The 19,526-nt window shown below is 65.5% G+C and carries 17 protein-coding genes; 15 read left to right on the top strand and 2 right to left on the bottom strand.

Translation table 11 applies throughout. The features are described from left to right. Positions 1 to 26: 26 nt before the first annotated feature. Positions 27 to 1,247, bottom strand: coding sequence for an ABC transporter substrate-binding protein (locus ACQR1E_RS16765; protein ID WP_434897311.1), 1,221 nt, complete (start codon positions 1,245 to 1,247; stop codon positions 27 to 29). A 282-nt stretch (positions 1,248 to 1,529) separates the two neighbouring features. Here ACQR1E_RS16765 and ACQR1E_RS16760 point away from each other — a divergent pair, with 282 nt between their 5' ends. Continuing rightward, positions 1,530 to 2,222: a TetR/AcrR family transcriptional regulator gene (locus tag ACQR1E_RS16760; RefSeq protein ID WP_315713541.1), complete on the top strand. Its 693-nt coding sequence runs from the start codon at positions 1,530 to 1,532 to the stop codon at positions 2,220 to 2,222. Positions 2,223 to 2,273: 51 nt separating this feature from the next. After that, positions 2,274 to 4,319, top strand: a complete 2,046-nt coding sequence (locus tag ACQR1E_RS16755; protein WP_434897393.1) for an acetoacetate--CoA ligase — start codon at positions 2,274 to 2,276, stop codon at positions 4,317 to 4,319. A gap of 21 nt (positions 4,320 to 4,340) precedes the next feature. Here the strand turns inward: ACQR1E_RS16755 and ACQR1E_RS16750 are convergent, their stop codons facing one another. After that, entirely contained in the window at positions 4,341 to 5,246 is a 906-nt protein-coding gene (locus tag ACQR1E_RS16750; protein WP_434897392.1) for a ribonuclease Z, read from the bottom strand. A gap of 236 nt (positions 5,247 to 5,482) precedes the next feature. Between ACQR1E_RS16750 and dinB the strand changes: the two genes are divergently transcribed. The 13 genes from dinB (at position 5,483) to gudD (ending at position 19,520) form a co-directional block, all read left to right on the top strand. Then, on the top strand, positions 5,483 to 6,589 hold the full coding sequence (gene dinB / locus ACQR1E_RS16745) for a DNA polymerase IV (protein ID WP_434897310.1): 1,107 nt from the start codon (positions 5,483 to 5,485) through the stop codon (positions 6,587 to 6,589). A 165-nt stretch (positions 6,590 to 6,754) separates the two neighbouring features. Continuing rightward, entirely contained in the window at positions 6,755 to 7,576 is an 822-nt protein-coding gene (locus ACQR1E_RS16740) for a sulfurtransferase/chromate resistance protein (RefSeq protein ID WP_315713545.1), read from the top strand. After that, entirely contained in the window at positions 7,573 to 8,964 is a 1,392-nt protein-coding gene (gene chrA, locus ACQR1E_RS16735) for a chromate efflux transporter (protein ID WP_434840890.1), read from the top strand. The genes ACQR1E_RS16740 and chrA overlap by 4 nt, the downstream gene beginning before the upstream one ends. A 51-nt stretch (positions 8,965 to 9,015) precedes the next feature. Continuing rightward, on the top strand, positions 9,016 to 9,930 hold the full coding sequence (locus ACQR1E_RS16730; RefSeq protein ID WP_316174313.1) for a DUF1259 domain-containing protein: 915 nt from the start codon (positions 9,016 to 9,018) through the stop codon (positions 9,928 to 9,930). Positions 9,931 to 10,190: 260 nt separating this feature from the next. Then, complete coding sequence (locus tag ACQR1E_RS16725; protein ID WP_434897391.1) at positions 10,191 to 10,859, top strand: Crp/Fnr family transcriptional regulator; 669 nt, start codon at positions 10,191 to 10,193, stop codon at positions 10,857 to 10,859. Between the two features lie 89 nt (positions 10,860 to 10,948). Next, complete coding sequence (locus ACQR1E_RS16720; RefSeq protein ID WP_434897309.1) at positions 10,949 to 11,152, top strand: YgaP family membrane protein; 204 nt, start codon at positions 10,949 to 10,951, stop codon at positions 11,150 to 11,152. A gap of 69 nt (positions 11,153 to 11,221) precedes the next feature. After that, the gene (locus ACQR1E_RS16715; RefSeq protein WP_434897308.1) at positions 11,222 to 12,109 is read left to right on the top strand and encodes an MBL fold metallo-hydrolase; all 888 of its coding nucleotides are present in this window, start codon (positions 11,222 to 11,224) and stop codon (positions 12,107 to 12,109) included. Positions 12,110 to 12,260: 151 nt separating this feature from the next. Then, positions 12,261 to 12,602, top strand: a complete 342-nt coding sequence (locus ACQR1E_RS16710) for a hypothetical protein (protein ID WP_315825336.1) — start codon at positions 12,261 to 12,263, stop codon at positions 12,600 to 12,602. 177 nt (positions 12,603 to 12,779) lie between these two features. Continuing rightward, on the top strand, positions 12,780 to 14,894 hold the full coding sequence (locus tag ACQR1E_RS16705; RefSeq protein ID WP_434897307.1) for a protein-disulfide reductase DsbD family protein: 2,115 nt from the start codon (positions 12,780 to 12,782) through the stop codon (positions 14,892 to 14,894). Next, positions 14,891 to 15,529: a DsbA family protein gene (locus tag ACQR1E_RS16700; protein ID WP_316174316.1), complete on the top strand. Its 639-nt coding sequence runs from the start codon at positions 14,891 to 14,893 to the stop codon at positions 15,527 to 15,529. Before ACQR1E_RS16705 ends, ACQR1E_RS16700 begins: the two co-directional genes overlap by 4 nt. 497 nt (positions 15,530 to 16,026) lie before the next feature. Beyond that, positions 16,027 to 16,929 carry a LysR substrate-binding domain-containing protein gene (locus tag ACQR1E_RS16695; protein WP_315713553.1) on the top strand — a complete coding sequence of 301 codons (903 nt, stop codon included), beginning with the start codon at positions 16,027 to 16,029 and terminating at the stop codon, positions 16,927 to 16,929. A 134-nt stretch (positions 16,930 to 17,063) separates the two neighbouring features. Continuing rightward, positions 17,064 to 18,008: a 5-dehydro-4-deoxyglucarate dehydratase gene (gene kdgD, locus ACQR1E_RS16690; RefSeq protein ID WP_315752332.1), complete on the top strand. Its 945-nt coding sequence runs from the start codon at positions 17,064 to 17,066 to the stop codon at positions 18,006 to 18,008. 156 nt (positions 18,009 to 18,164) lie between these two features. Further along, positions 18,165 to 19,520, top strand: coding sequence for a glucarate dehydratase (gene gudD, locus ACQR1E_RS16685; protein WP_316184096.1), 1,356 nt, complete (start codon positions 18,165 to 18,167; stop codon positions 19,518 to 19,520). The last annotated feature ends 6 nt before the right edge of the window (positions 19,521 to 19,526 follow it).

The following is a 19,526-nucleotide window of genomic DNA, read 5'->3' as shown; positions in this document are numbered from 1 at the left end:
CGGTCAGGCCATGGCCGATGAGAGGATTAGTCCGCCTTGACGTCGTCGGTCAGAATCGGACCCGATATGATCCAGCGCTGACCGTCGAATTTCATCATCTGGAATTGCTTGCTGATACGGTAGTCATCGGGAGTTGTCGTCACCGACATCCCCGGCAGCCCGAGATCGGGAACGAAGCCCTTGATGCTGGTCGCCTGCTTCATGATGTTGGCGCGCGTCAGCTCGTCGCCGCATTGCCTGAGAATGTGGACGAGCAGGGCCGCCGTCGAGTAGCCATAGGTCGCAAAGCCGCTGTTGGCGTCCTCGCGGGGCGCGTATTTCGCCATGAACGCCTTGTAGCGCTTCATGCCCTCGTCATCGGCCCATTGCGGATCGAGCGGATCCTTGCCGTAGGCGACCGAGATGATGTCCCTGGCATTCTCGAGGCCTGCGGGCACGAGCACCTGACCGACCGCCGTCGCGTTGACCTCCAGGATGTGGACGGGCTTCCAGCCAAGCTCGGCGGCCTTCCTGATCGATTGCGCCGCGAATTTCGGCGTCGACATGTTGTAGAACAGATCGGCACCTGAGGCCTTGAGCGTCACCAGCTGGGAATCGATCGTCGGATCGGACAGCTCGTAGGACATCTCTTTCACGATCATGCCGGCCTTGGGGCCGAGCCCGTCCTTCAGCCCCTTGACGTAGTCTTTGCCGAGGTCGTCGTTCTGATACAGGATGCCGATCTTCGCGTTCGGATGGTTCTCCAGGATATATCTGGCGTAGATGTGCGCTTCCGACTGGTAGTTCGGGTTGGCGGAGATCGTCCACGGAAAGTTCTTGGGATCGGTGAAGCGGGACGCTCCGCTTCCCGCCAGAAGCTGCGGAACGCCCTTGCCGTTCAGATATTTCTGGACCGCAGCGTTCGGCGGCGTGCCGATGATCTGGAACGTGGTCAGCACCTCGTCGCTTTCGACCAGCTTGCGCACCTGCTCGACGGTCTTCGGCGGGCTGTAGGCGTCGTCATACTGGATGAGGTTGATCTTGCGCCCGTTGACGCCGCCCTGCTCGTTGATCATGCGGATATAGGCCGCTTCCGCCTTGCCGATGGCTCCGAAAGCGGAAGCCGGCCCGCTGAGCGGGTTCGTCTGGCCGATCTTGATCTCGGTGTCGGTGGCGCCGACGTCGTATTTCTTCTGCGCGAACGCCGGGGCTGAAAGCGCCACGCCGAGCATCAGCACGGCAGCCGCCGTCGACTCGATCCGTGTCATGTGTCCTCCCGTGAGCGGCTGATCCATGGCCAGCCGATTGTCTTTGATGATGTCCGCGCACGACGAGACCGGCAGCGCGTTGCCCGCCGCCCGATCGTCGACCGCTTTTCATCAGGTCTCCGAGACCTACCGTCCGGCCGGCCGACGGTCAAGTTCATTCATTTAGCGCTAAATGAAAATGTTGGAAGCCCGAAGTCCTGCTTGACCGGGCGCGCCCACCCCCTCATCGTCAAACACCAACGGCGCCGTTCCTGTCTGCGCCGATCAGGGACCACGGAGAGCATGCCAGCACAGCCGAAATCCGAGGGACGCCGCACGCGCGCGGAACAGCGCGCGACGACGGTGAAGCTGATCCTCGACACCAGCGAGGAGCTGTTCGCGCAGCTCGGCTATTTCGGCGTGACGATCAAGGATGTGGCCGACAGGATGGGCATCCATCCCGCGCTGATCCATTACTACTTCGAGGGCAAGAGGGCGTTGTTCGATGCCGTGTTCGAACGCCGCATGGAATACGCTGTCACGGTGCGCACGGCCGGGCTGGATGCCTACGAGGCCAAGGTCGGAGATCGTCCGACCGTTGAAGGCGCGCTGCGTGCCTATTATGACGGCGCGTTCGACGTCTACGTCAACGAAGAGGACAACTGGCGACACTTCGGCCGCATCTTCGCGCAGGTCGCCAACGCGCCGGGCTATGGCGTGGAGATGATGGACACCTATCTCGATCCCATGGTGCTGCGTCTCATCGGGCTGCTGCAGAAGGCGTTGCCCGACGCCACGCCTGAGGACCTGTTCTGGAGCTTCCAGTTCACCTCCGGCGCCTACTCGCTGATCCTGTCACGGACCGGCCGGATCGACCGCCTGTCCGGCGGCCTGTGCAAGTCCGACGATTTCGCCGCGGTCCGCGAGCGGTTCGTGACCTTCATGGCCGGGGGCTTCAACGCGCTCTACAAGCGGCGGAAGCAGAAGTCGAAATGAGCGCCTCTTGGCGTCTCCTGGCCGTACCATGCAAACAAGCCGGAACGAATGATGATAGCTCCCTACGTCCCGCAAATGGCTCTCTATCGGCAATGGCTGAGGGACAATCGCGGCCTCCACTTGGAGAACTTCGAGGAGATGCGGCAATGGTCCATCCGCGACCTCGACGGCTTCTGGCGCAGCATCTGGGACTATTATGACCTGCAGTCGCCGACCGCGTTTTCGACCGTCCTGGGCAAGCGCACGATGCCGGGAGCGGTCTGGTTTCCGGGCGCTTCGGTCAACTACGCCCAGCAAGTCTTTCGTCACGTCGAAGCCGCCGATGCGGCGGGCCTGCCTGCGATCATCAGCAGTCACGAGGACGGCAGGCTCACGGAGACGACCTGGCCCGAGCTCCGGCGAAAGGCAGCCGCCCTGGCGCTGCATCTGCGCGAGCAAGGTATAGCGCCCGGCGACCGGGTCGCCGCCTATCTGCCCAATATACCCGAAGCCATCATCGCGTTTCTCGCTTCGGCGAGCATTGGCGCGATCTGGAGCGTCTGCGCGCCCGACATGGCCGCGCCCGCCGTGATCGACCGGTTCAAGCAGATCGAACCCAAGGTGCTGATCGCCTGCGATGCGGTCACCTATGCCGGCCGCCGGCACGATCGCCGCGGTGTCATCGAGGAGCTGCGCCGGTCGTTGCCGACACTCGGCCACGTCATCCTGCACAGTGACGATGCCGGCGCGCCGGTGAGCGGCGGGGTTCGTCTCTCGGACGTTCTGGCAATAACGAGCCCTGGCGTCGATGCCTTCGAACCGGAGTGGCTTCCGTTCGATCATCCGCTCTGGATCGTCTACTCGAGCGGCACCACCGGGCTGCCGAAGCCGATCGTGCATGGTCACGGCGGCATCATCATCGTCACGCTGGCCCTGCTCGGGCTGCACAACGACATCGGCTGCTCCTATCAGCCCAATTCGTTCGGCGAGCGCTATCACTGGTACAGCTCGACCGGCTGGATCATGTGGAACAACCAGGTCGGCGCGCTCCTGAACGGCACCACGTGCTGCGTCTTCGACGGCAGCCCCGCCGGGCCGAAGGATCGTCCGGACTGGACCACGCTGTGGCGATTCGTGGCGAATTCGAAATCCACCTTCTTCGGTGCGGGCGCGGCGTTCTTCGCGAGCTGCGTCAAGGCGGAGATCAACCTGACCGACGCGGGCGATCTGTCCCGTCTGCGTTGCCTCGGGTCCACCGGCTCGCCGCTCAGCGCCGACACGCAGGCCTGGTTCGATCTGCGGTTCGCGGCGCTGTCGCAGGTCAATGGCAGCCGGGCGCAGGCGCAAATGTGGTGGGCCAACATCTCGGGCGGCACCGATTTCGCCGGCGCCTTCATCGGCGGCAACCGCGAATTGCCGCAGGTGCCCGGAACGATGCAGTGCCGCGTGCTCGGAGCAGCGGTCGAGGCCTTCAACGACCAGGGCAAGCCTGTCATCGGCGAGGTCGGAGAGCTCGTCTGCACCGCGCCGATGCCGTCGATGCCGCTGCGGTTCTGGAACGACGCGGGGAATGTCCGCTATCTCGCGAGCTATTTCGACGCCTTCGAGACGCGCGAGGGCGGGCCGGTCTGGCGGCACGGCGACTGGCTAAAGGTCGATCCGGACGGCTCCTGCGTGATCTATGGCCGCAGCGACGCGACCATCAATCGCCACGGGCTGCGCATGGGGACGAGCGAATTGTACTCGGCCATCGAAGCGCTGCCGGAGATCCTGGATTCGCTGGTCGTCGATCTCGAATATCTCGGCCGAGACAGCTACATGCCGCTGTTCGTGGTGCTGCGCGACGGCGTCGCGCTCGATGCGGCGATGAAGCGGAAGATCAACATGGCGGTGGAAGCCAGCCTGTCGCGACGCTTCGTGCCTGACGACATCTTCGCGGTTGCCGAGATTCCGCGCACGCTGTCCGGCAAGAAGCAGGAGCTCCCGATCAAGAAGCTCCTGCTCGGGCAGCCGCTCGACAAGGTCATCAACCGCGATGCGATGGCCAATCCCGATTGCCTCGACTGGTACATCACGTTCGCCCAGAGCCGTTTGCAGAGCGGCTCAGGGGCGACGTAGCAGACGTACCCGAGCGAGCCGCTAGACCACCAGCCGGTCGAAATCGATCGCGACACGGCTTTCAGGAAAGATCTCCCGCGCCTCGGCGAGGATCTCCTCGTCGGGATAGCGGCCGGAGATGTGGTTCAGGACGAGCTGCCTGACGTTGCTGGACGCCGCCAGCCCGGCGGCCTCCGCGGCCGTCAGGTGGCCGTAGTCGCGAGCCATGGCCGAATCGCGCCGGAGGAAGGTCGCCTCGATCACGAGCATGTCCGCGTCGCGGACGTGCTCGTGCAGACCCTCGGTCGTTTCCGCATCGCCGGCGATGACGAGCTTCTTCGCCCCCTGCGGAGGCCCCAGAACATCCTCGGGATCGATGGTTCGGCCGTCCTCCAGCGTGACCGGCCGGCCCTCCGCCAATGCCTTCCGCACGGGCCCATCAGGCACCGCGAGCGCTGCCAGACGATCTGGCTTCAGATGGCGGCGCGCTCGACTCACAAATGCGAAGCCGAAGCTGTCGGTGTCGCGGTGCCGGACGGGAAAGCAGTTGATCATAAACTCGCCGGCGTCGAGAACCTCCCCGCGCCTGAGCGGAACGAGCTCAAGCGAGATCGGCGCGCGGCCCTCGCCCCACAGCCCTGCGAGCATTCGGACCACCACATCGAGCGTCTCGGGGCCGCCGTGGACGCGCATGATGTCAGCGCTCCGGCGCAGCCGCAGGGTGGAAAACAGCCCGGGAATGCCGAGGACATGGTCGAAATGGCCGTGGGTGAGCAGGATCCGATCGAGCCGGCGAAAGCCTGCCCCACTGCGGAGCAGCTGACGCTGGGTCCCCTCGCCGCAATCGACGAGAATGCGATGCCGGCCTGCTCGAACGAGAAGGCCGGGATGATTGCGGTCCGCCGACGGAACGCTCGCCGAGGTCCCCAGGAAAGTGAGATCGAACATCACAGCTGCTTCAGGCCCATGGTCGCAACGTCGTGAGCGGCTTTGACGACAGGTCCCGACTGCGCAGCTTCGTCTCGATCACGGTCGGCGATCCCTTTTCTCATGAGCGTGTTTCCGTCGTCGCCGATTGAAGGCTGAGGGAGAGACAGACGTCGCAACGTCATTGTAAGGGACGTTGTTGGCAGCCAGCACTTGGCTGTGCAGACTTCATCGCCGCGCTCTGATAGAGCTTGGCCATGCCAAGCTCCGGCCCGGAACAGGATGGCGCGCCGACGGCCATTCGCAAGATCATCCACATCGACATGGATGCATTCTACGCGTCGGTCGAGCAGCGGGACAATCCCGAGCTGCGCGGCAAGCCCGTGGCCGTCGGGGGATCGCGCGAGCGCGGCGTGGTGGCAGCCGCAAGCTACGAGGCTCGGGCGTTCGGCGTGCGCTCGGCCATGCCGTCGGTGACGGCAAAGCGCCAGTGCCCGCACCTGATCTTCGTCAAGCCGCGCTTCGAGGTCTACAAGGCCATCAGCCAGCAGATCCGCGCCATCTTCGCCGAGCACACGCCGATCATCGAACCTCTGTCGCTGGACGAGGCCTATCTGGACGTCACCGAAAACCTGCAAGGCATCCCGCTGGCACGCGACATCGCCTTGCAGATCCGGGCCAAGATCAAGGCCGAGACCGGGCTCAATGCCTCCGCGGGAGTCTCCTACAACAAGTTCCTCGCCAAGCTGGCCTCGGACCATCGCAAGCCCAATGGGCAATACGTCATTTCGCCGGAGATGGGTCCGGCCTTTGTGGAGGGGCTGCCGGTCGGCAGGTTTCACGGCATCGGCCCGGCGACCGCAGCGAAATTCAACGCGCTCGGAATTCATACCGGGCTCGACATCCGCAACCAGACCCTGCCCTTCCTCCAGCAGCACTTCGGCAAGGCCGGCCACCACTACTATTGGATCTCGCGCGGCATCGACAATCGCCCGGTCCGAGCCAATCGCATCCGCAAATCAGTCGGCGCCGAAAACACCTTCTCGAGCGACCTGACCGACTTCGAGCCGATGCTGGCGGAGCTGCAGCCGCTGATCGACAAGGTCTGGCAGCATTGCGAAACCAGCGGCAACAGGGGCCGGACGGTCACGCTGAAGGTCAAGTTCGCGGACTTCGAAATCATCACACGCAGCAGGTCCATCGCCAACCTGGTCGCGAGCCGGGAGGATCTGGCACGCTTGTCCGTCGCGCTCCTTCAGAGCGAGATGCCCCTGGCCAAGCCGGTGCGGCTCCTCGGCGTCTCGCTGTCATCCTTGCAGCAGCAAGACATCGCAGTGGAAGCCCAGCTGCCCCTGCTGATCTGAGGCGGGTCGACCCCAATGGCGACCGCGGCGGTCCCCCGATCGTTCCAGCACAGGGATGGGTTGACAGCCGAACAATCGAGCGCTTTATTCTGCCGCACGGGGATGTGCGATCTCCCCGCGAGGCGACATGCCCAAGAATCGCGTCCTGGTCACCAAGGGCGCAGCATGTCATCATCATACACCTCGATCTCACCCGAAAAATTGTCTCGACTGATCGGCACGGCGACCTCGCCACGGCTCGTCGACGTGCGTGTCGACGAGGATTTCGCCGCCGACCCACGCCTCATCCCCGGCGCCGTCAGGCGCTCCCATCTCGACGTCCAGCAATGGGCACCGAGCTTCACCGGCCAATCGGTTGTCGTGATCTGCCAGAAAGGCAAGAAGCTGAGCGAAGGTACCGCGGCCTGGCTCCGGTGCAGCAACGTCGCAGCCGAGGTCCTCGAGGGCGGCCACGTCGGCTGGACGGAGTCCCAACTCCCGACCGTGCCCGCAGACAGGATTCCCGCGAGGGACGACCGCGGCCGCACCGTCTGGGTCACGCGATCACGTCCCAAGATCGACCGCATCGCCTGTCCATGGCTGATCCGTCGCTTCGTCGACCCTGCAGCGGTCTTCCTGTTCGTGACGCCGGCCGAAGTCGAAGCCGTCGCCGAGCGTTTCCAAGCCACTCCCTTCGACATCGAGAATGTCTTCTGGAGCCACCGCGGCGAGCTTTGCACCTTCGACGTCATGGTCGAGGAGCTCGGTCTGCGGACACCACCCTTGGAACGACTCGCCACGCTGGTGCGGGCCGCGGATACGGCGCGACTTGATCTCTCGCCCGAGGCTCCCGGCCTCCTTGCCGCTTCACTCGGGCTGTCGCGAATGTACGACGACGATCTGGAGCAGTTGAGCGCGGGGCTGCTGCTCTATGATGCCTTCTACCGCTGGTGCCGCGACGCCACGAAGGAGGCGCACAACTGGCCGTCCAGCAAGGTGAAGTCATGACGGACGTCGTAGCATCGCGGAAGCCGGTTGCGGCCGAGCACGCCCATGGCATCTCCTTCAACGACGCGCTTCTCGTGTGGATCCGGGTGGCCTGTCTGAGTTTCGGCGGCCCCGCCGGCCAGATCGCGGTCATGCATCGCATCCTCGTCGAGGAGAAGAACTGGATCTCGGAGAGCCGCTTCCTGCACGCCCTGAACTACTGCATGCTGCTGCCGGGACCCGAGGCGCAGCAGCTTGCGACCTATATCGGCTGGCTGCTGCACCGGACCACCGGCGGCATCGTTGCGGGCACACTTTTCATTCTGCCCGGCATTTTCGCCATCATGGGCCTCAGCTACATCTATGCGGCCTATGGCAATGTCGGCGTCGTCGAAGCCTTGTTCTTCGGCCTCAAGGCGGCCGTGCTGGCGATCGTGATCCAGGCCGTCGTCCGCGTCGGCAAGCGCGCGCTACGCAATCGGATCATGATCGGACTGGCGGCCGCAGCCTTCGTCGCGATCTTCTTCTTCCGCGCGCCGTTTCCGATCATCATCATTGCTGCCGGAGTCATCGGCTTCGTCGCTGCCCGCCTCGGCCGGCCGGAATTCGCAGCCCTCGAACACGGCGGCAAGAACGCCGGTGCGATCGACAGCATGCTCGGCGAAGCCGTGCCGGATCACGTCCGTCCGAACGCTTCGCGCGCGCTGCGCGTGGCGGCCGTCTGGCTCGCGATCTGGCTCGCCCCCGTCTTCGCACTGCTGATCCTGCTCGGGCCGAACGACGTCTTCGGTCAGATCGCTATCTTCTTCAGCAAGATGGCGATGGTGACGTTCGGCGGCGCCTACGCCGTGCTCGCCTACGTCGCGCAACAAGCCGCGGAGTACTATCACTGGGTTGCTCCGCGCGAGATGCTCGACGGCCTCGGCATGGCGGAGACGACTCCCGGTCCCCTGATCATGGTCGTCCAGTTCGTGGGCTTCATGGCCGCGTTCCGCGGGGCGAGCGGGCTGTCTCCCATGCTAGCAGGCACGCTGGGCGGACTGCTGGCGACGTGGGTGACGTTCGCGCCCTGCTTTCTCTGGATCTTCGTCGGCGCGCCCTACATCGAGGCGTTGCGGGGAAACAAGGCGCTCGGCGGCGCGCTCTCGGCCATCACCGCCGCCGTCGTCGGCGTGATTCTCAATCTCTCGATCTGGTTCGCGCTGCACACCCTCTTCCGCGAGACCTTTCCGATCCAGGGATTCGGACTGTCATTCGACGCGCCCCGGCCGATGAGCATCGACCTGCCGGCCGTTGTCCTGTCGGTTGCGGCCGCCACGGCCATTTTCCGCTTCAACGTGGGAATGCTCGTCGTGCTCGCCGCCTCGTGCATCGCGGGCATCCTGATGCGCTTTGCGGGCGTCATCTGAGAGCACGCTGCGACGGAACATGGGGCAGTGCCAGACCAAAAGGAGCGAACGATGAGAAGCACGATCTGGAGTCTGTTAGGCCTCGGCGCCTGCCTCCTCGCACACGGCGCCGGACCGATCGTCTCGACGGCGCGCGCACAGGACATCGATTGGCAGAAGGTCGACGAGACATTGGGCCGGAAGCCGTCCGTGGCGGGAGACGTCCGCCGGTACGGCTTCCCGCGCACCGATCTCGCGGTGACCCTGGACGGCGTAACCATCAGGCCGGCGCTCGCGCTCGGCGGCTGGGTCGCGTTCAAGCCGGCGCATGGCGCCACCATGATCATGGGCGATCTCGTCCTGCTGGAATCAGAGATCAACCCGGTGATGGCGAAGATGATCGCCGGCGGGCTCGAAATCAGCGCCGTGCACAACCATCTGCTCCGCGCGAGCCCAGCAACGTCCTACATGCATGTCGTCGGTCACGGAGATCCGGTCAAACTCGCGTCCGCCATCCGCGACGCCCTCGCCGACAGCAAGACACCGTTGACGGTTGCGGCGTCGCCGACCACGCCGCCACCGGCCATCGATCTCGACACGGCACAGCTCGATCAGATCCTGGCGGTCAAAGGACAGGCCAATGGCGGAGTCTATCAGTTCAGCGTGCCGCGACGCGATCCCATCGTCGAGGGTGGACTATCCTTGTCTCCCGTCGCGGCGATGGGCGTCGCGACGGGCATCAACTTCCAGCCGACCGGCGCAGGCAAGGCCGCCGTCACCGGTGACTTCGTGCTGAGCGGGGAGGAGGTGAACCCCGTGATCCGGACGCTCCGTGCCCACGGCATCGAGGTCACGGCGCTGCATAGTCACATGCTGGACGAACACCCCCGCCTCTTCTTCATGCACTTCTGGGCGAACGATGATGCGATCAAGCTCGCCAAGGGTTTGCGGGCGGCGCTCGACAAGACGGCAAGCACCAAGAGCTAAGAGCAAAGAGCGAGGAAAGGCGCGGTCCGAGAGTATGCGGGCCTTGCTCTGCCGGCAGGTGCGGCAACCTTTTGGTCTGGCCCACCTGCAACGGCCGCGCATGCGTGAGACGCCGATCGGTGGCAAGGCAACGCGCTGCCGGAGTCCATGCGAGCTCTCTCGTCCGAAGATTGGGGACGGGGGCAGATCCCGTCCCTCGACCCACGCGCGATCCTATGGCAAGTCTGGACGATGCCGATGTGGCGCAGCCGGATGTCGTGATGTCGTCGAAGCAGGACTGGACGCTCGCTTTCCCGCCGTTGCGGCAATTGCCGGAGGAGATCTTCGCGCAGTTGCGCGAGGCCAGCCTCATTGTCGAGCTTCCGGAAGGCAGCCGGATCTTCGGCCCCGGCCAGGCGCCGGACTCCTTCCTGCTGCTGCTGGACGGAACCATCCGCGTGCAGCAGACGTCCGAGTCCGGCCGCGAGATCGTGCTCTACCGCGTCCAGGCAGGCGAGAGCTGCGCGCTGACCACGGCCTGCCTGATGGGTTACGAGGAATACCAGGCCGAAGGCATCGCGGAGACCCGGATCCGCGCCGTGGCGATCCCGCGCGCGCTGTTCGACCGGCTGATCGCCAGCTCGCGCGAATTCCGCCAGTTCGTCTTCACCGCGTTCAGCCGCCGTGTCACCAATCTCTTCCGCGTCATCGAGGAAGTCGCGTTCGAGCGGATCGATGTGCGGCTCGCGCAGAAGCTTCTGGATCTCGCTGGGGCGAAGCAACAGATCGCCGCAACCCATCAGGAGCTCGCCAACGAGCTCGGCAGCGCGCGCGAGGTCATCAGCCGGCAGCTCAATGAATTCGCGCGGCGCGGCTGGTTGCGAATGGCTCGCGGAATCGTCGAGATCACCGACAGACCGGCGCTCGTCCAGCTGGCCCAGCATGGCTAGGAACCGGCGTCTCTTGGTGACTTAGTTACATACCCGCGCAATATCCCGCTCTATCGTCTCCATTATCGCAAGCCAAAGGGGAGCGCGACATGACACAGAACATTGGCAAGATCGACCGGCTGCTCAGGATCATCGTCGGACTGGCGATCCTCAGTCTCACGGTCGTAGGACCGCACACCCTGTGGGGCCTTCTGGGCCTGATCCCGCTCGGCACCGCACTGATCGGCTGGTGCCCGCCCTACGCGATGCTCGGCATCAATACCTGCGGAACGAAATCCAATCCGATGTCTTAGACCGCGCAGGACGACGAACGCGCCGTGGGCGGCGATGCCGCCCCGGAACCAGATCGCGGAGCAGCAGCCATGTCCTATTCAATCGATCTCGGCGTGCAGCCGAAGGTGGCCGGATTCTTCGATCCCGACACCAGTACGATCAGCTACGTGGTGAAGGACCCGTCATCGCCGTCCTGCGCGATCGTCGATCCCGTCCTCGACATCGACTATGCGGCCGGCCGCATCGGCACCCGTTCCGCCGACATGCTGATCGACTACGTGAAGATCAACGGCCTCAGGCCAGAGTGGCTGATCGAAACGCATGCGCATGCGGATCATCTCTCCGCTGCGCCCTACATCCAGGACAAGCTCGGCGGCAAGATCGGCATCGGCGAGCATATCCTGACCGTGCAGGAGACCTTCGGCAAGGTCTTCAACGAGGGCACGGAGTTTCGCCGCGACGGCAGCCAGTTCGACCGGCTGTTCAAGGATGGCGACACCTATCAGGTTGGACAGATGACGGCCTTCGTGATGCACACGCCCGGCCATACGCCGGCCTGTGCCACACATGTGATGGGCGATGCCGCTTTCGTCGGCGACACCCTGTTCATGCCCGACGGGGGAACGGCGCGGGCCGACTTTCCAGGCGGCAATGCGCGCACGCTGTTTCGCTCGATCCGGAAGATCCTTGAAACGCTGCCGCGCGAGACGCGGCTGTTCATGTGTCATGACTATGCCCCCGACGACCGCGCGGTGCGCTGGGAAACGACCGTTGGCGAGGAGCGGCTCCACAACATCCACGCGCGAGACGGGATGACCGAGAACGAGTTCGTCGCGCTCCGCGAGGCGCGCGACAAGACGCTCGGTATGCCGCGCCTGATCATTCCATCACTTCAGGTCAACATCCGCGCCGGACATCTGCCTCCCGCGGACGCGACGGGAAAGACATTCCTGAAGGTACCGATCAACGTACTTTGAGAACCACTCGCTTTGCTCACGCGATGCCGGCTTGGCCGCGAGTTCGCGGTGTCACAAAGATGTCAGTTGCCAACAGCGGCCGGTCTGCGCGACCAGTCCAAGCTGGAGAAGTTGATCCAAGATGAGGCGTGCTGATTTCGAGATGCCAGCGATGACACGCCGCCTGATAGCGGCGCTGATCGCGCTCGTCTTGAGTCTGGCGCCTCTGCTCGGAACGTTCGAGGTTGCAACGGCAGACGCCGGCGCCGGTGCGCGCCAATGGTCCCGAACGACCACGAGCGCGCCCAAGCCCTGCAGGAAGGCCGTCATCCCGGGCATGATCAACACGTGTCCGTTTGCCGCGGCTGGTCTGACCGCCGTCCCGGCGAGCGACAGTGCGGCGGCACAGCCGGTTGCCGCCTCCCGGACGCTGTCCTGGCGCCCCTATGACGAGGCGCTGACAACGCAATGCGACGCGTCCTCGCCCTACCGTCCCCCCTGCCGCCACGCCTGATCCTTCCGTCGTCATCGGCTTACGGGCCGCGTAACGTCGTGACTTGAGCGGACGAATATCCACCATCGATCGTGCGTCGTGCAGGTCGGCTTAAGGTGCCCATTGCCAGGCGCGCCTTGCGCCGGGTCGCGCAGCGCAACTGCCACGCAATGCACGATCAGCGCGCGGGAGATCATCATGTCCATCCGTCATCTTGGCCGGCTCGCAGGGCTGCTCGGCCTGCTCCATCTTGCGGCGACGACCGCTGTCGCGGGCGAGTTGCGCCCGCAGGCGAACGTCGACACGCGCCTGCTGGTCGGCGACGTCACGCGAGCAGACGGCGGCCCGGCCGCGGCATGGGCCGGACTGGATGTCAGGCTGGATGCAGGCTGGCACACCTATTGGCGCTCACCCGGCGATGCCGGCGCGCCACCCGAATTCGACTGGAGCGGCTCACGCAACGTCGCCGATGTCACCGTCGAATGGCCGGCGCCGAGCCGCTTCAGCGAGCAGGATATCGACACGTTCGGCTACGCTGAGCACGTGCTGTTTCCGTTGCGCGTGCGGCTCGAGGATGGAGCGGCGCCCGCACATCTCACACTGAAAATGGTGCTGTTCGTCTGCTCGGTCATCTGCACCCAGCAGGAGGCCCATCTCGAGGCCGACATCCCCGCCGTCTCGCACCTGCCGAACGATCAGGCGCTGATCGACGAATGGCGGCAGAGCGTCCCCCGCGCGAGCTCGCCGGGGCTCTCCATCACGGCGTTGCGCATCGATCGGCAACCAAAGCCGCATCTGCAGCTCGAGGCGCATGCGACGCCGCCACTGCACGCGCCCGACGTCTTCCTTGATGGGAACGATGCCGTGTCCGGCGGCCGTCCCCGGGTGAGCCCGATGTCGGACGGCGGCGTACGGATCACCGTGCCGGTGCAAGGCCTCGATCAGGCCGGTCCGGGACAACGCCTGCGGGTCACCCTGGTCGATGGCGACCGATCGATCGAGGCCATGCTTCCGGTGGATGCCGATCAAGCTGCTCGCGCTTCTGCGGCCAAAGCAGCCACACCGGCACCGCGTCCTTCGGCGGCATCGATCTGGACCATGCTCGGCGTGGCCCTGCTCGGCGGCTTCATCCTCAACTTCATGCCCTGCGTGTTTCCGGTGTTGTCGCTGAAGCTCGTGTCGCTGGTCGATCACGATCCCGCACACGCGCCCTCGCCGCGCCGGGCATTCCTGGCGACGGCGGCCGGCATCGTCGCCTCGTTCGTGACACTTGCCACCGTCCTCTCCGCACTCAAGGCCGCGGGCGCCGAGGTCGGCTGGGGCTTGCAGTTTCAGCAGCCCGCTTTCCTCATCGCGATGATCATCGTGCTCGCGGCATTCGGTGCCAACCTGCTCGGCCTGTTCGAGATCAGCCTGCCGTGGTGGATCGCCGGCCGCCTTGGCAACGCCGCGAGCCACAGGACGATGGCAGGTCATGCCATCAACGGCTTCGTCATGACGCTGCTGGCCACGCCGTGCTCCGCGCCGTTCGTCGGGACCGCCGTCGCTTTTGCGCTGTCGCAGGCCGCACCGCAAATCCTGCTGGTGTTCACCACGCTCGGGCTCGGCATGGCTGCGCCATATCTGTCTCTGGCCGCGGCGCCAGGCCTCGCCGCACTCTTCCCGCGGCCCGGCCGCTGGATGCTGAAGCTGCGCGTGCTTGCAGCGCTCGCGATGGCGGCGACCGCGCTATGGCTGCTGATCGTGCTCGCCGACATCAGTGGACCCTCGACTGCGGCCGTCCTCGCCGCTGCGCTGCTCGTCCCCGCTCTGATCATGGCGTCGCTCCGTTTCCCGTTGCGGCGAACGATCGCCGGAGCCGGCCTCGCCGGCACGATCGGACTGGCGCTGATCGCCGCCACCTCCGTCAAGCAGCCGGACGGCGCAAGCCGGCCGGCCGGAATCGCCTGGCAGCCGCTGGTGCCCGCCGAGATCACGGCGCAGGTGCGGGCTGGTCACACGGTCTTCGTCGACATCGGCGCCAGCTGGTGCGTCACCTGCAAGGTCAACGAGAAGCTCGTGCTCGACAGCACGGCCGTGCGCAGCCGACTCGCGTCGGGTGTCGTTGCCGTCAAGGCGGACTGGACCTCACCCAGCGACGCGATCGCGACCTATCTCCGATCCTTTGGCCGCTACGGCCTGCCGTTCAACGTCGTGTTCGGCCCCGGAGCTCCCAACGGCATCCTGCTCCCCGAACTGCTGACGCCGCAGACCGTGCTGGACGCCATCGACACCGCATCGACCATCCCTCATCAGGAGAACGACAAGTCATGACCACGAAGACCTTTGCCGCATCGATCGCCATGCTGCTGCTGTTGACGGCGGCCATCCTGCCGATCCAGGCCCGCGCCGAGGACGACGACACCGACATTCTGAGCGAAGCGCGCATCCTGCACGATCCCGCAATCCCTGCTGTCGGAAACGCCGAGGGCGACATCACGATCGTCGAGTATTTCGACTATCAGTGTCCGTATTGCCGCAAGATCAGCCCGGAGCTCGCCAAGGTGGTTCGCGACGACGGTCACGTCCGTCTCGTCTTCAAGGATTGGCCGATCTTCGGCGGCGCCTCGATCTACGCGGCACGCCTCACCCTGGCGGCGAGATATCAGGACAAGTTCGCCGAGGCCCATGAGGCGCTGATCTCGCTCAATGAGAAGCTGTCCGAGGCCAAGGTCGATGCGGCGCTCAGCGGCGCCGGAATCGACCTCGCCCGCGCCAAGGCCGACCTCGCGGCCAAGCACGCCGACATCGACGCCGTGCTCGCGCGCAACCACGAGCAGGCCACGGGCCTCGGCTTCCGCGGCACGCCGGCCTTCATCATCGGCCATTTCCGCATTCCCGGCGTCCCCAATGCACAGGCTTTCAAGCAGGCCATTGCGGATGCCCGCGCTGCTGCGTCCGCCAAGTGAGCGGGCAGCTGACGCTCGCCATGGACAGCCGCAGTGCCGTGCCCGCAACGTGCGGCTCAGTAGCTGGCCCCAACGGAGAAGGAGATCTCGTTCCGGACGTTTGGGACAGCGGAGCTTCCTGATTCACTTCCGCGATAGGATAGAGTGAGGTCGTGATGCGGTTGGCCGGCACGGTCAGGCCGATCTCGGCATTGGCGAGGTGGCAGCCGGGGTCGTCGGCCGCGGCATGGCCGGCGATGCGCGGCGCACGCCGCGGGCGTATTGCATTGCAGATGTCAACATGTGCGCGGGCACCACGGCGGCCGGCGACTCGGGATTGCATCATCGCTTCGCTCCGCGCATGACGGCCGCGGCAGGCAGTGGCCCCGCCTGATGCGAACCGCCGAGCTGGGCGCGTCTGCCAAGCCGCGGCCGATGATCCCGCCAACATTCCCACGGCACCCAATCGATGCTACCAAGCCCGCACAATCCGCCGTATCCATGCCGAGGACGCATCGATGTTCGACCTCAACCAGCTGCGCTGCTTCGTCACCGTGGCCGAGGAGCTGCATTTCGGCCGCGCCGCGATCCGGCTCAACATGACGCAGCCGCCGCTGTCGCGGCAGATCCAGGTGCTGGAGCACATCATCGATGCGGTGCTGCTGGAGCGCACCAGCCGCTCGGTCAAGCTGACGCCGGCCGGGCGCAGCTTTTTGCCCGAGGCGCGGCGCATCCTGAAAATGGCCGAGAGCGCCGCCCAGGTGGCGCAGCGCATTGCCAGCGGCAAGAGCGGCTCGCTCAAGATCGGCTTCACCGCGGCCGCGGCTTACAGCTTCCTGCCCGATCTGGTCGCCGCCTGCCGCAGCGAGCTTCCAGAAGCCGATCTGTCGCTGAAGGAAATGGTCTCCGGCGACCAGATCGAGGCGCTGGCCTCCGGCCAGATCGACGCCGGCCTGCTGCGGCCGCCGATCGCGCGCCCCGAATTCGCCACCCGCCGCGTCGTCGCCGAGCCGCTCTGCGCCGCGCTGCCGCGCCGCCATCGTCTCGCCTCCGCCGAGGCCGTGTCGATCCGTGATTTCGACGGCCAGAACTTCATCATGTATTCGCAGACCGAGGCCCGCTATTTCCACGATCTCCTGGTGTCGCAGTTCATGCGTGCAGAGGTGTTGCCCCGCTACGTGCAGCACCTGAGCCAGATCCACTCGATCCTGGCGATGGTGCGCGCCGGCCTCGGGCTTGCGATCGTGCCCGAAGCTGCCTCCAGCCTGAAGATCGCCGATGTCCGGCTGCGGCCGCTGAAGCTGCGCAACCCGACGCCGGCCGAGCTGTTCCTGGTCTGGCGGCGCGATCACGACAATCCGCTGCTGCCGGCACTGGTCGAGCTGGCCGGCAATCTCGCCGTGCAGCACGCGGAAGATTGATATCTGATCCGCATCAATCGATACCGTCATTGGCTTGGACCGGCATCGAACTTGGTCCTACGACATCGCCCGGGGGAATGCGCGCCGGCGCCGGCCGCGCCCGTTCCCAAGGACATTCGTGAAGGACCCGCGCGATGAGCAAGATGACCCCGACGGAAATGGCTGCGAAGATCGGCAGCGGCCTGCTCTCCTTCCCCGTGACGCCGTTCAAGGCCGACTATTCGTTCGACGAGGCCACCTATCGCGCCAACATGGACTGGCTGTGCGGCTATGACGTCGCGGGCCTGTTCGCCGCCGGCGGCACCGGCGAGTTCTTCTCGCTGACCGCGGCCGAGGTGCCCGAGGTGGTCAAGGTCGCGGTCGACGAGACCAAGGGCCGCGTGCCCGTGCTCGCCGGCACCGGCTACGGCACCGCAATCGCGCGCGAGATCGCGATTGGCGCCGAGAAGGCCGGCGCCGACGGCCTCCTGCTGCTGCCGCCCTATCTGATGCATGCCGAGCAGGACGGCCTCGCCGCCCATGTCGAGGCGGTCTGCAAATCGGTCAAGATCGGCGTCATCGTCTACAACCGCGACAACGCCATCCTGCAGCCGGACACCCTGGCACGGCTGTGCGAGCGCTGCCCGAACCTGGTCGGCTACAAGGACGGCATCGGCGACATCGAGCTGATGACCCGTGTCTACACCAGGATGGGCGACCGCCTGACCTATATCGGCGGCCTGCCGACCGCCGAGACCTTCGCCCTGCCCTATCTCGACATGGGCGTGACGACCTACTCCTCGGCCGTGTTCAACTTCGTGCCGGAGTTCGCGACGAACTTCTATGCCGCAGTGCGCAAGCGCGACCACGCCACCATCCATGCCGGATTGAAGGATTTCATTTTGCCGCTGATCGCGATACGCAACCGCAAGAAGGGCTACGCGGTCTCGATCATCAAGGCCGGCATGAAGGTGATCGGCCGCGATTCCGGCCCTGTCCGCCTGCCGCTGACCGATCTGACCGCGGAGGAGATGGCGGAGCTGACGGCGCTGGTGAAGGCGCTGCCGGGCGCCGTCTCGGCACAGCAGGCGGCGGAGTGATCTTGCTGTCATTCCGGGGCAAGGCCGCAAGGCCTTGAACCCGGAATCTCCGAGTTGATGGATAAGAAGAGACGCAAGCCAATCTCTGGATTCCGGGTTCAGCCCTGACGGGCTGCCCCGGAATGACGGAGATAGGAAGAAGACCGGGAGGAGCACATGAGTCACGCAGCCACCAGCACCGGAATCTCCGGCGCGCCGATCGTCACCGGCATGGAGGTCATTCCGGTGGCCGGCCGTGACAGCATGCTGCTCAATCTCAGCGGCGCGCATGGGCCGTTCTTCACCCGCAACCTCGTCATCCTCACCGACAATGCCGGCCACACTGGCGTCGGCGAGGTGCCCGGCGGAGAGAAGATCCGGCAGACGCTGGAGGATGCGAAGAGCCTGATCGTGGGCAGGAGCATCGGCGCCTGTAACACCATCCTCGCCACGATGCGTACCGCCTTCGCCGATCGTGACGCCGGCGGCCGCGGCAAGCAGACCTTCGATCTGCGCGTCATGATCCATGCGGTGACCGCAGTCGAATCCGCGCTGCTCGACCTGCTCGGCCAGCATCTCGGCCTGCCGGTGGCGGCCCTGCTCGGCGAAGGCCAGCAGCGCGCCTCCGTCGAGGCGCTCGGCTATCTGTTCTTCATCGGCGACCGCAAGAAGACCGACCTGCCCTACGCCACCGGCGAGCGCGAGAAGGACGGCTGGTATACGCTGCGACATCAGGAGGCGATGACGCCCGAAGCTGTGGTGCGGCTCGCCGAGGCGACGCACGACGCCTATGGCTTCGCCGACTTCAAGCTGAAGGGCGGCGTGCTCCGCGGCGAGGCCGAGATCGAGGCGGTGACCGCCATCGCAAAACGCTTCCCGCAGGCGCGCGTCACGCTCGACCCCAACGGCGCCTGGTCGCTCGATGAAGCGATCCGGCTGTGCAAGGACATGCACGGCATCCTGGCCTATGCCGAGGACCCGTGCGGCGCCGAGGCCGGCTTCTCCGGCCGCGAGATCATGGCCGAGTTCCGCCGCGCCACGGGCCTGCCGACCGCGACCAACATGATCGCCACCGACTGGCGGCAGCTCAGCCATGCGCTGCGGCTCGGCGCGGTCGACATTCCCTTGGCCGACCCCCATTTCTGGACCATGCAGGGCTCGGTGCGCGTCGCCCAGACGTGCCGCGACAATGGCCTGACCTGGGGTTCGCACTCCAACAACCATTTCGACATTTCGCTGGCGATGTTCACCCACGTGGCCGCCGCTGCGCCGGGCAAGGTCACCGCCATCGACACCCACTGGATCTGGCAGGACGGCCAGGCGCTGACCAAGGCGCCGCTGCAGATCAAGGGCGGCAGGATCGCCGTGCCCGAGCAACCTGGGCTCGGTGTCGAGGTTGACCGCGGCGCCATCGAAAAGGCCCATGCGCTGTACAAGAGCCACGGGCTCGGTGCACGCGACGACGCCGTCGCAATGCAGTATCTGATCCCCGGCTGGACCTTCGACGACAAGCGCCCCTGTCTCGTGCGATGACGGGGG

The organism is Bradyrhizobium sp. HKCCYLRH1030 (assembly GCF_051168395.1).
In the GTDB taxonomy this organism is placed as follows: Bacteria; Pseudomonadota; Alphaproteobacteria; order Rhizobiales; family Xanthobacteraceae; genus Bradyrhizobium.
The sequence above is the reverse complement of the archived record's forward strand: the minus strand, read 5'-3'. Positions and strand labels throughout refer to the sequence as shown.

Coding starts and splice junctions, on each gene's coding strand:
- ACQR1E_RS16730 (WP_316174313.1), top strand. CDS start 9,016: ATGAGAAGCACGATCTGGAGTCTGTTAGGCCTCGGCGCCTGCCTCCTC.
- ACQR1E_RS16740 (WP_315713545.1), top strand. CDS start 6,755: ATGTCATCATCATACACCTCGATCTCACCCGAAAAATTGTCTCGACTG.
- ACQR1E_RS16765 (WP_434897311.1), bottom strand. CDS start 1,247: ATGACACGGATCGAGTCGACGGCGGCTGCCGTGCTGATGCTCGGCGTG.
- ACQR1E_RS16760 (WP_315713541.1), top strand. CDS start 1,530: ATGCCAGCACAGCCGAAATCCGAGGGACGCCGCACGCGCGCGGAACAG.
- ACQR1E_RS16695 (WP_315713553.1), top strand. CDS start 16,027: ATGTTCGACCTCAACCAGCTGCGCTGCTTCGTCACCGTGGCCGAGGAG.
- gudD (WP_316184096.1), top strand. CDS start 18,165: ATGAGTCACGCAGCCACCAGCACCGGAATCTCCGGCGCGCCGATCGTC.
- ACQR1E_RS16720 (WP_434897309.1), top strand. CDS start 10,949: ATGACACAGAACATTGGCAAGATCGACCGGCTGCTCAGGATCATCGTC.
- dinB (WP_434897310.1), top strand. CDS start 5,483: ATGCCAAGCTCCGGCCCGGAACAGGATGGCGCGCCGACGGCCATTCGC.
- ACQR1E_RS16755 (WP_434897393.1), top strand. CDS start 2,274: ATGATAGCTCCCTACGTCCCGCAAATGGCTCTCTATCGGCAATGGCTG.
- ACQR1E_RS16725 (WP_434897391.1), top strand. CDS start 10,191: ATGTCGTCGAAGCAGGACTGGACGCTCGCTTTCCCGCCGTTGCGGCAA.
- chrA (WP_434840890.1), top strand. CDS start 7,573: ATGACGGACGTCGTAGCATCGCGGAAGCCGGTTGCGGCCGAGCACGCC.
- ACQR1E_RS16700 (WP_316174316.1), top strand. CDS start 14,891: ATGACCACGAAGACCTTTGCCGCATCGATCGCCATGCTGCTGCTGTTG.
- ACQR1E_RS16705 (WP_434897307.1), top strand. CDS start 12,780: ATGTCCATCCGTCATCTTGGCCGGCTCGCAGGGCTGCTCGGCCTGCTC.
- ACQR1E_RS16715 (WP_434897308.1), top strand. CDS start 11,222: ATGTCCTATTCAATCGATCTCGGCGTGCAGCCGAAGGTGGCCGGATTC.
- kdgD (WP_315752332.1), top strand. CDS start 17,064: ATGAGCAAGATGACCCCGACGGAAATGGCTGCGAAGATCGGCAGCGGC.
- ACQR1E_RS16710 (WP_315825336.1), top strand. CDS start 12,261: ATGACACGCCGCCTGATAGCGGCGCTGATCGCGCTCGTCTTGAGTCTG.
- ACQR1E_RS16750 (WP_434897392.1), bottom strand. CDS start 5,246: ATGTTCGATCTCACTTTCCTGGGGACCTCGGCGAGCGTTCCGTCGGCG.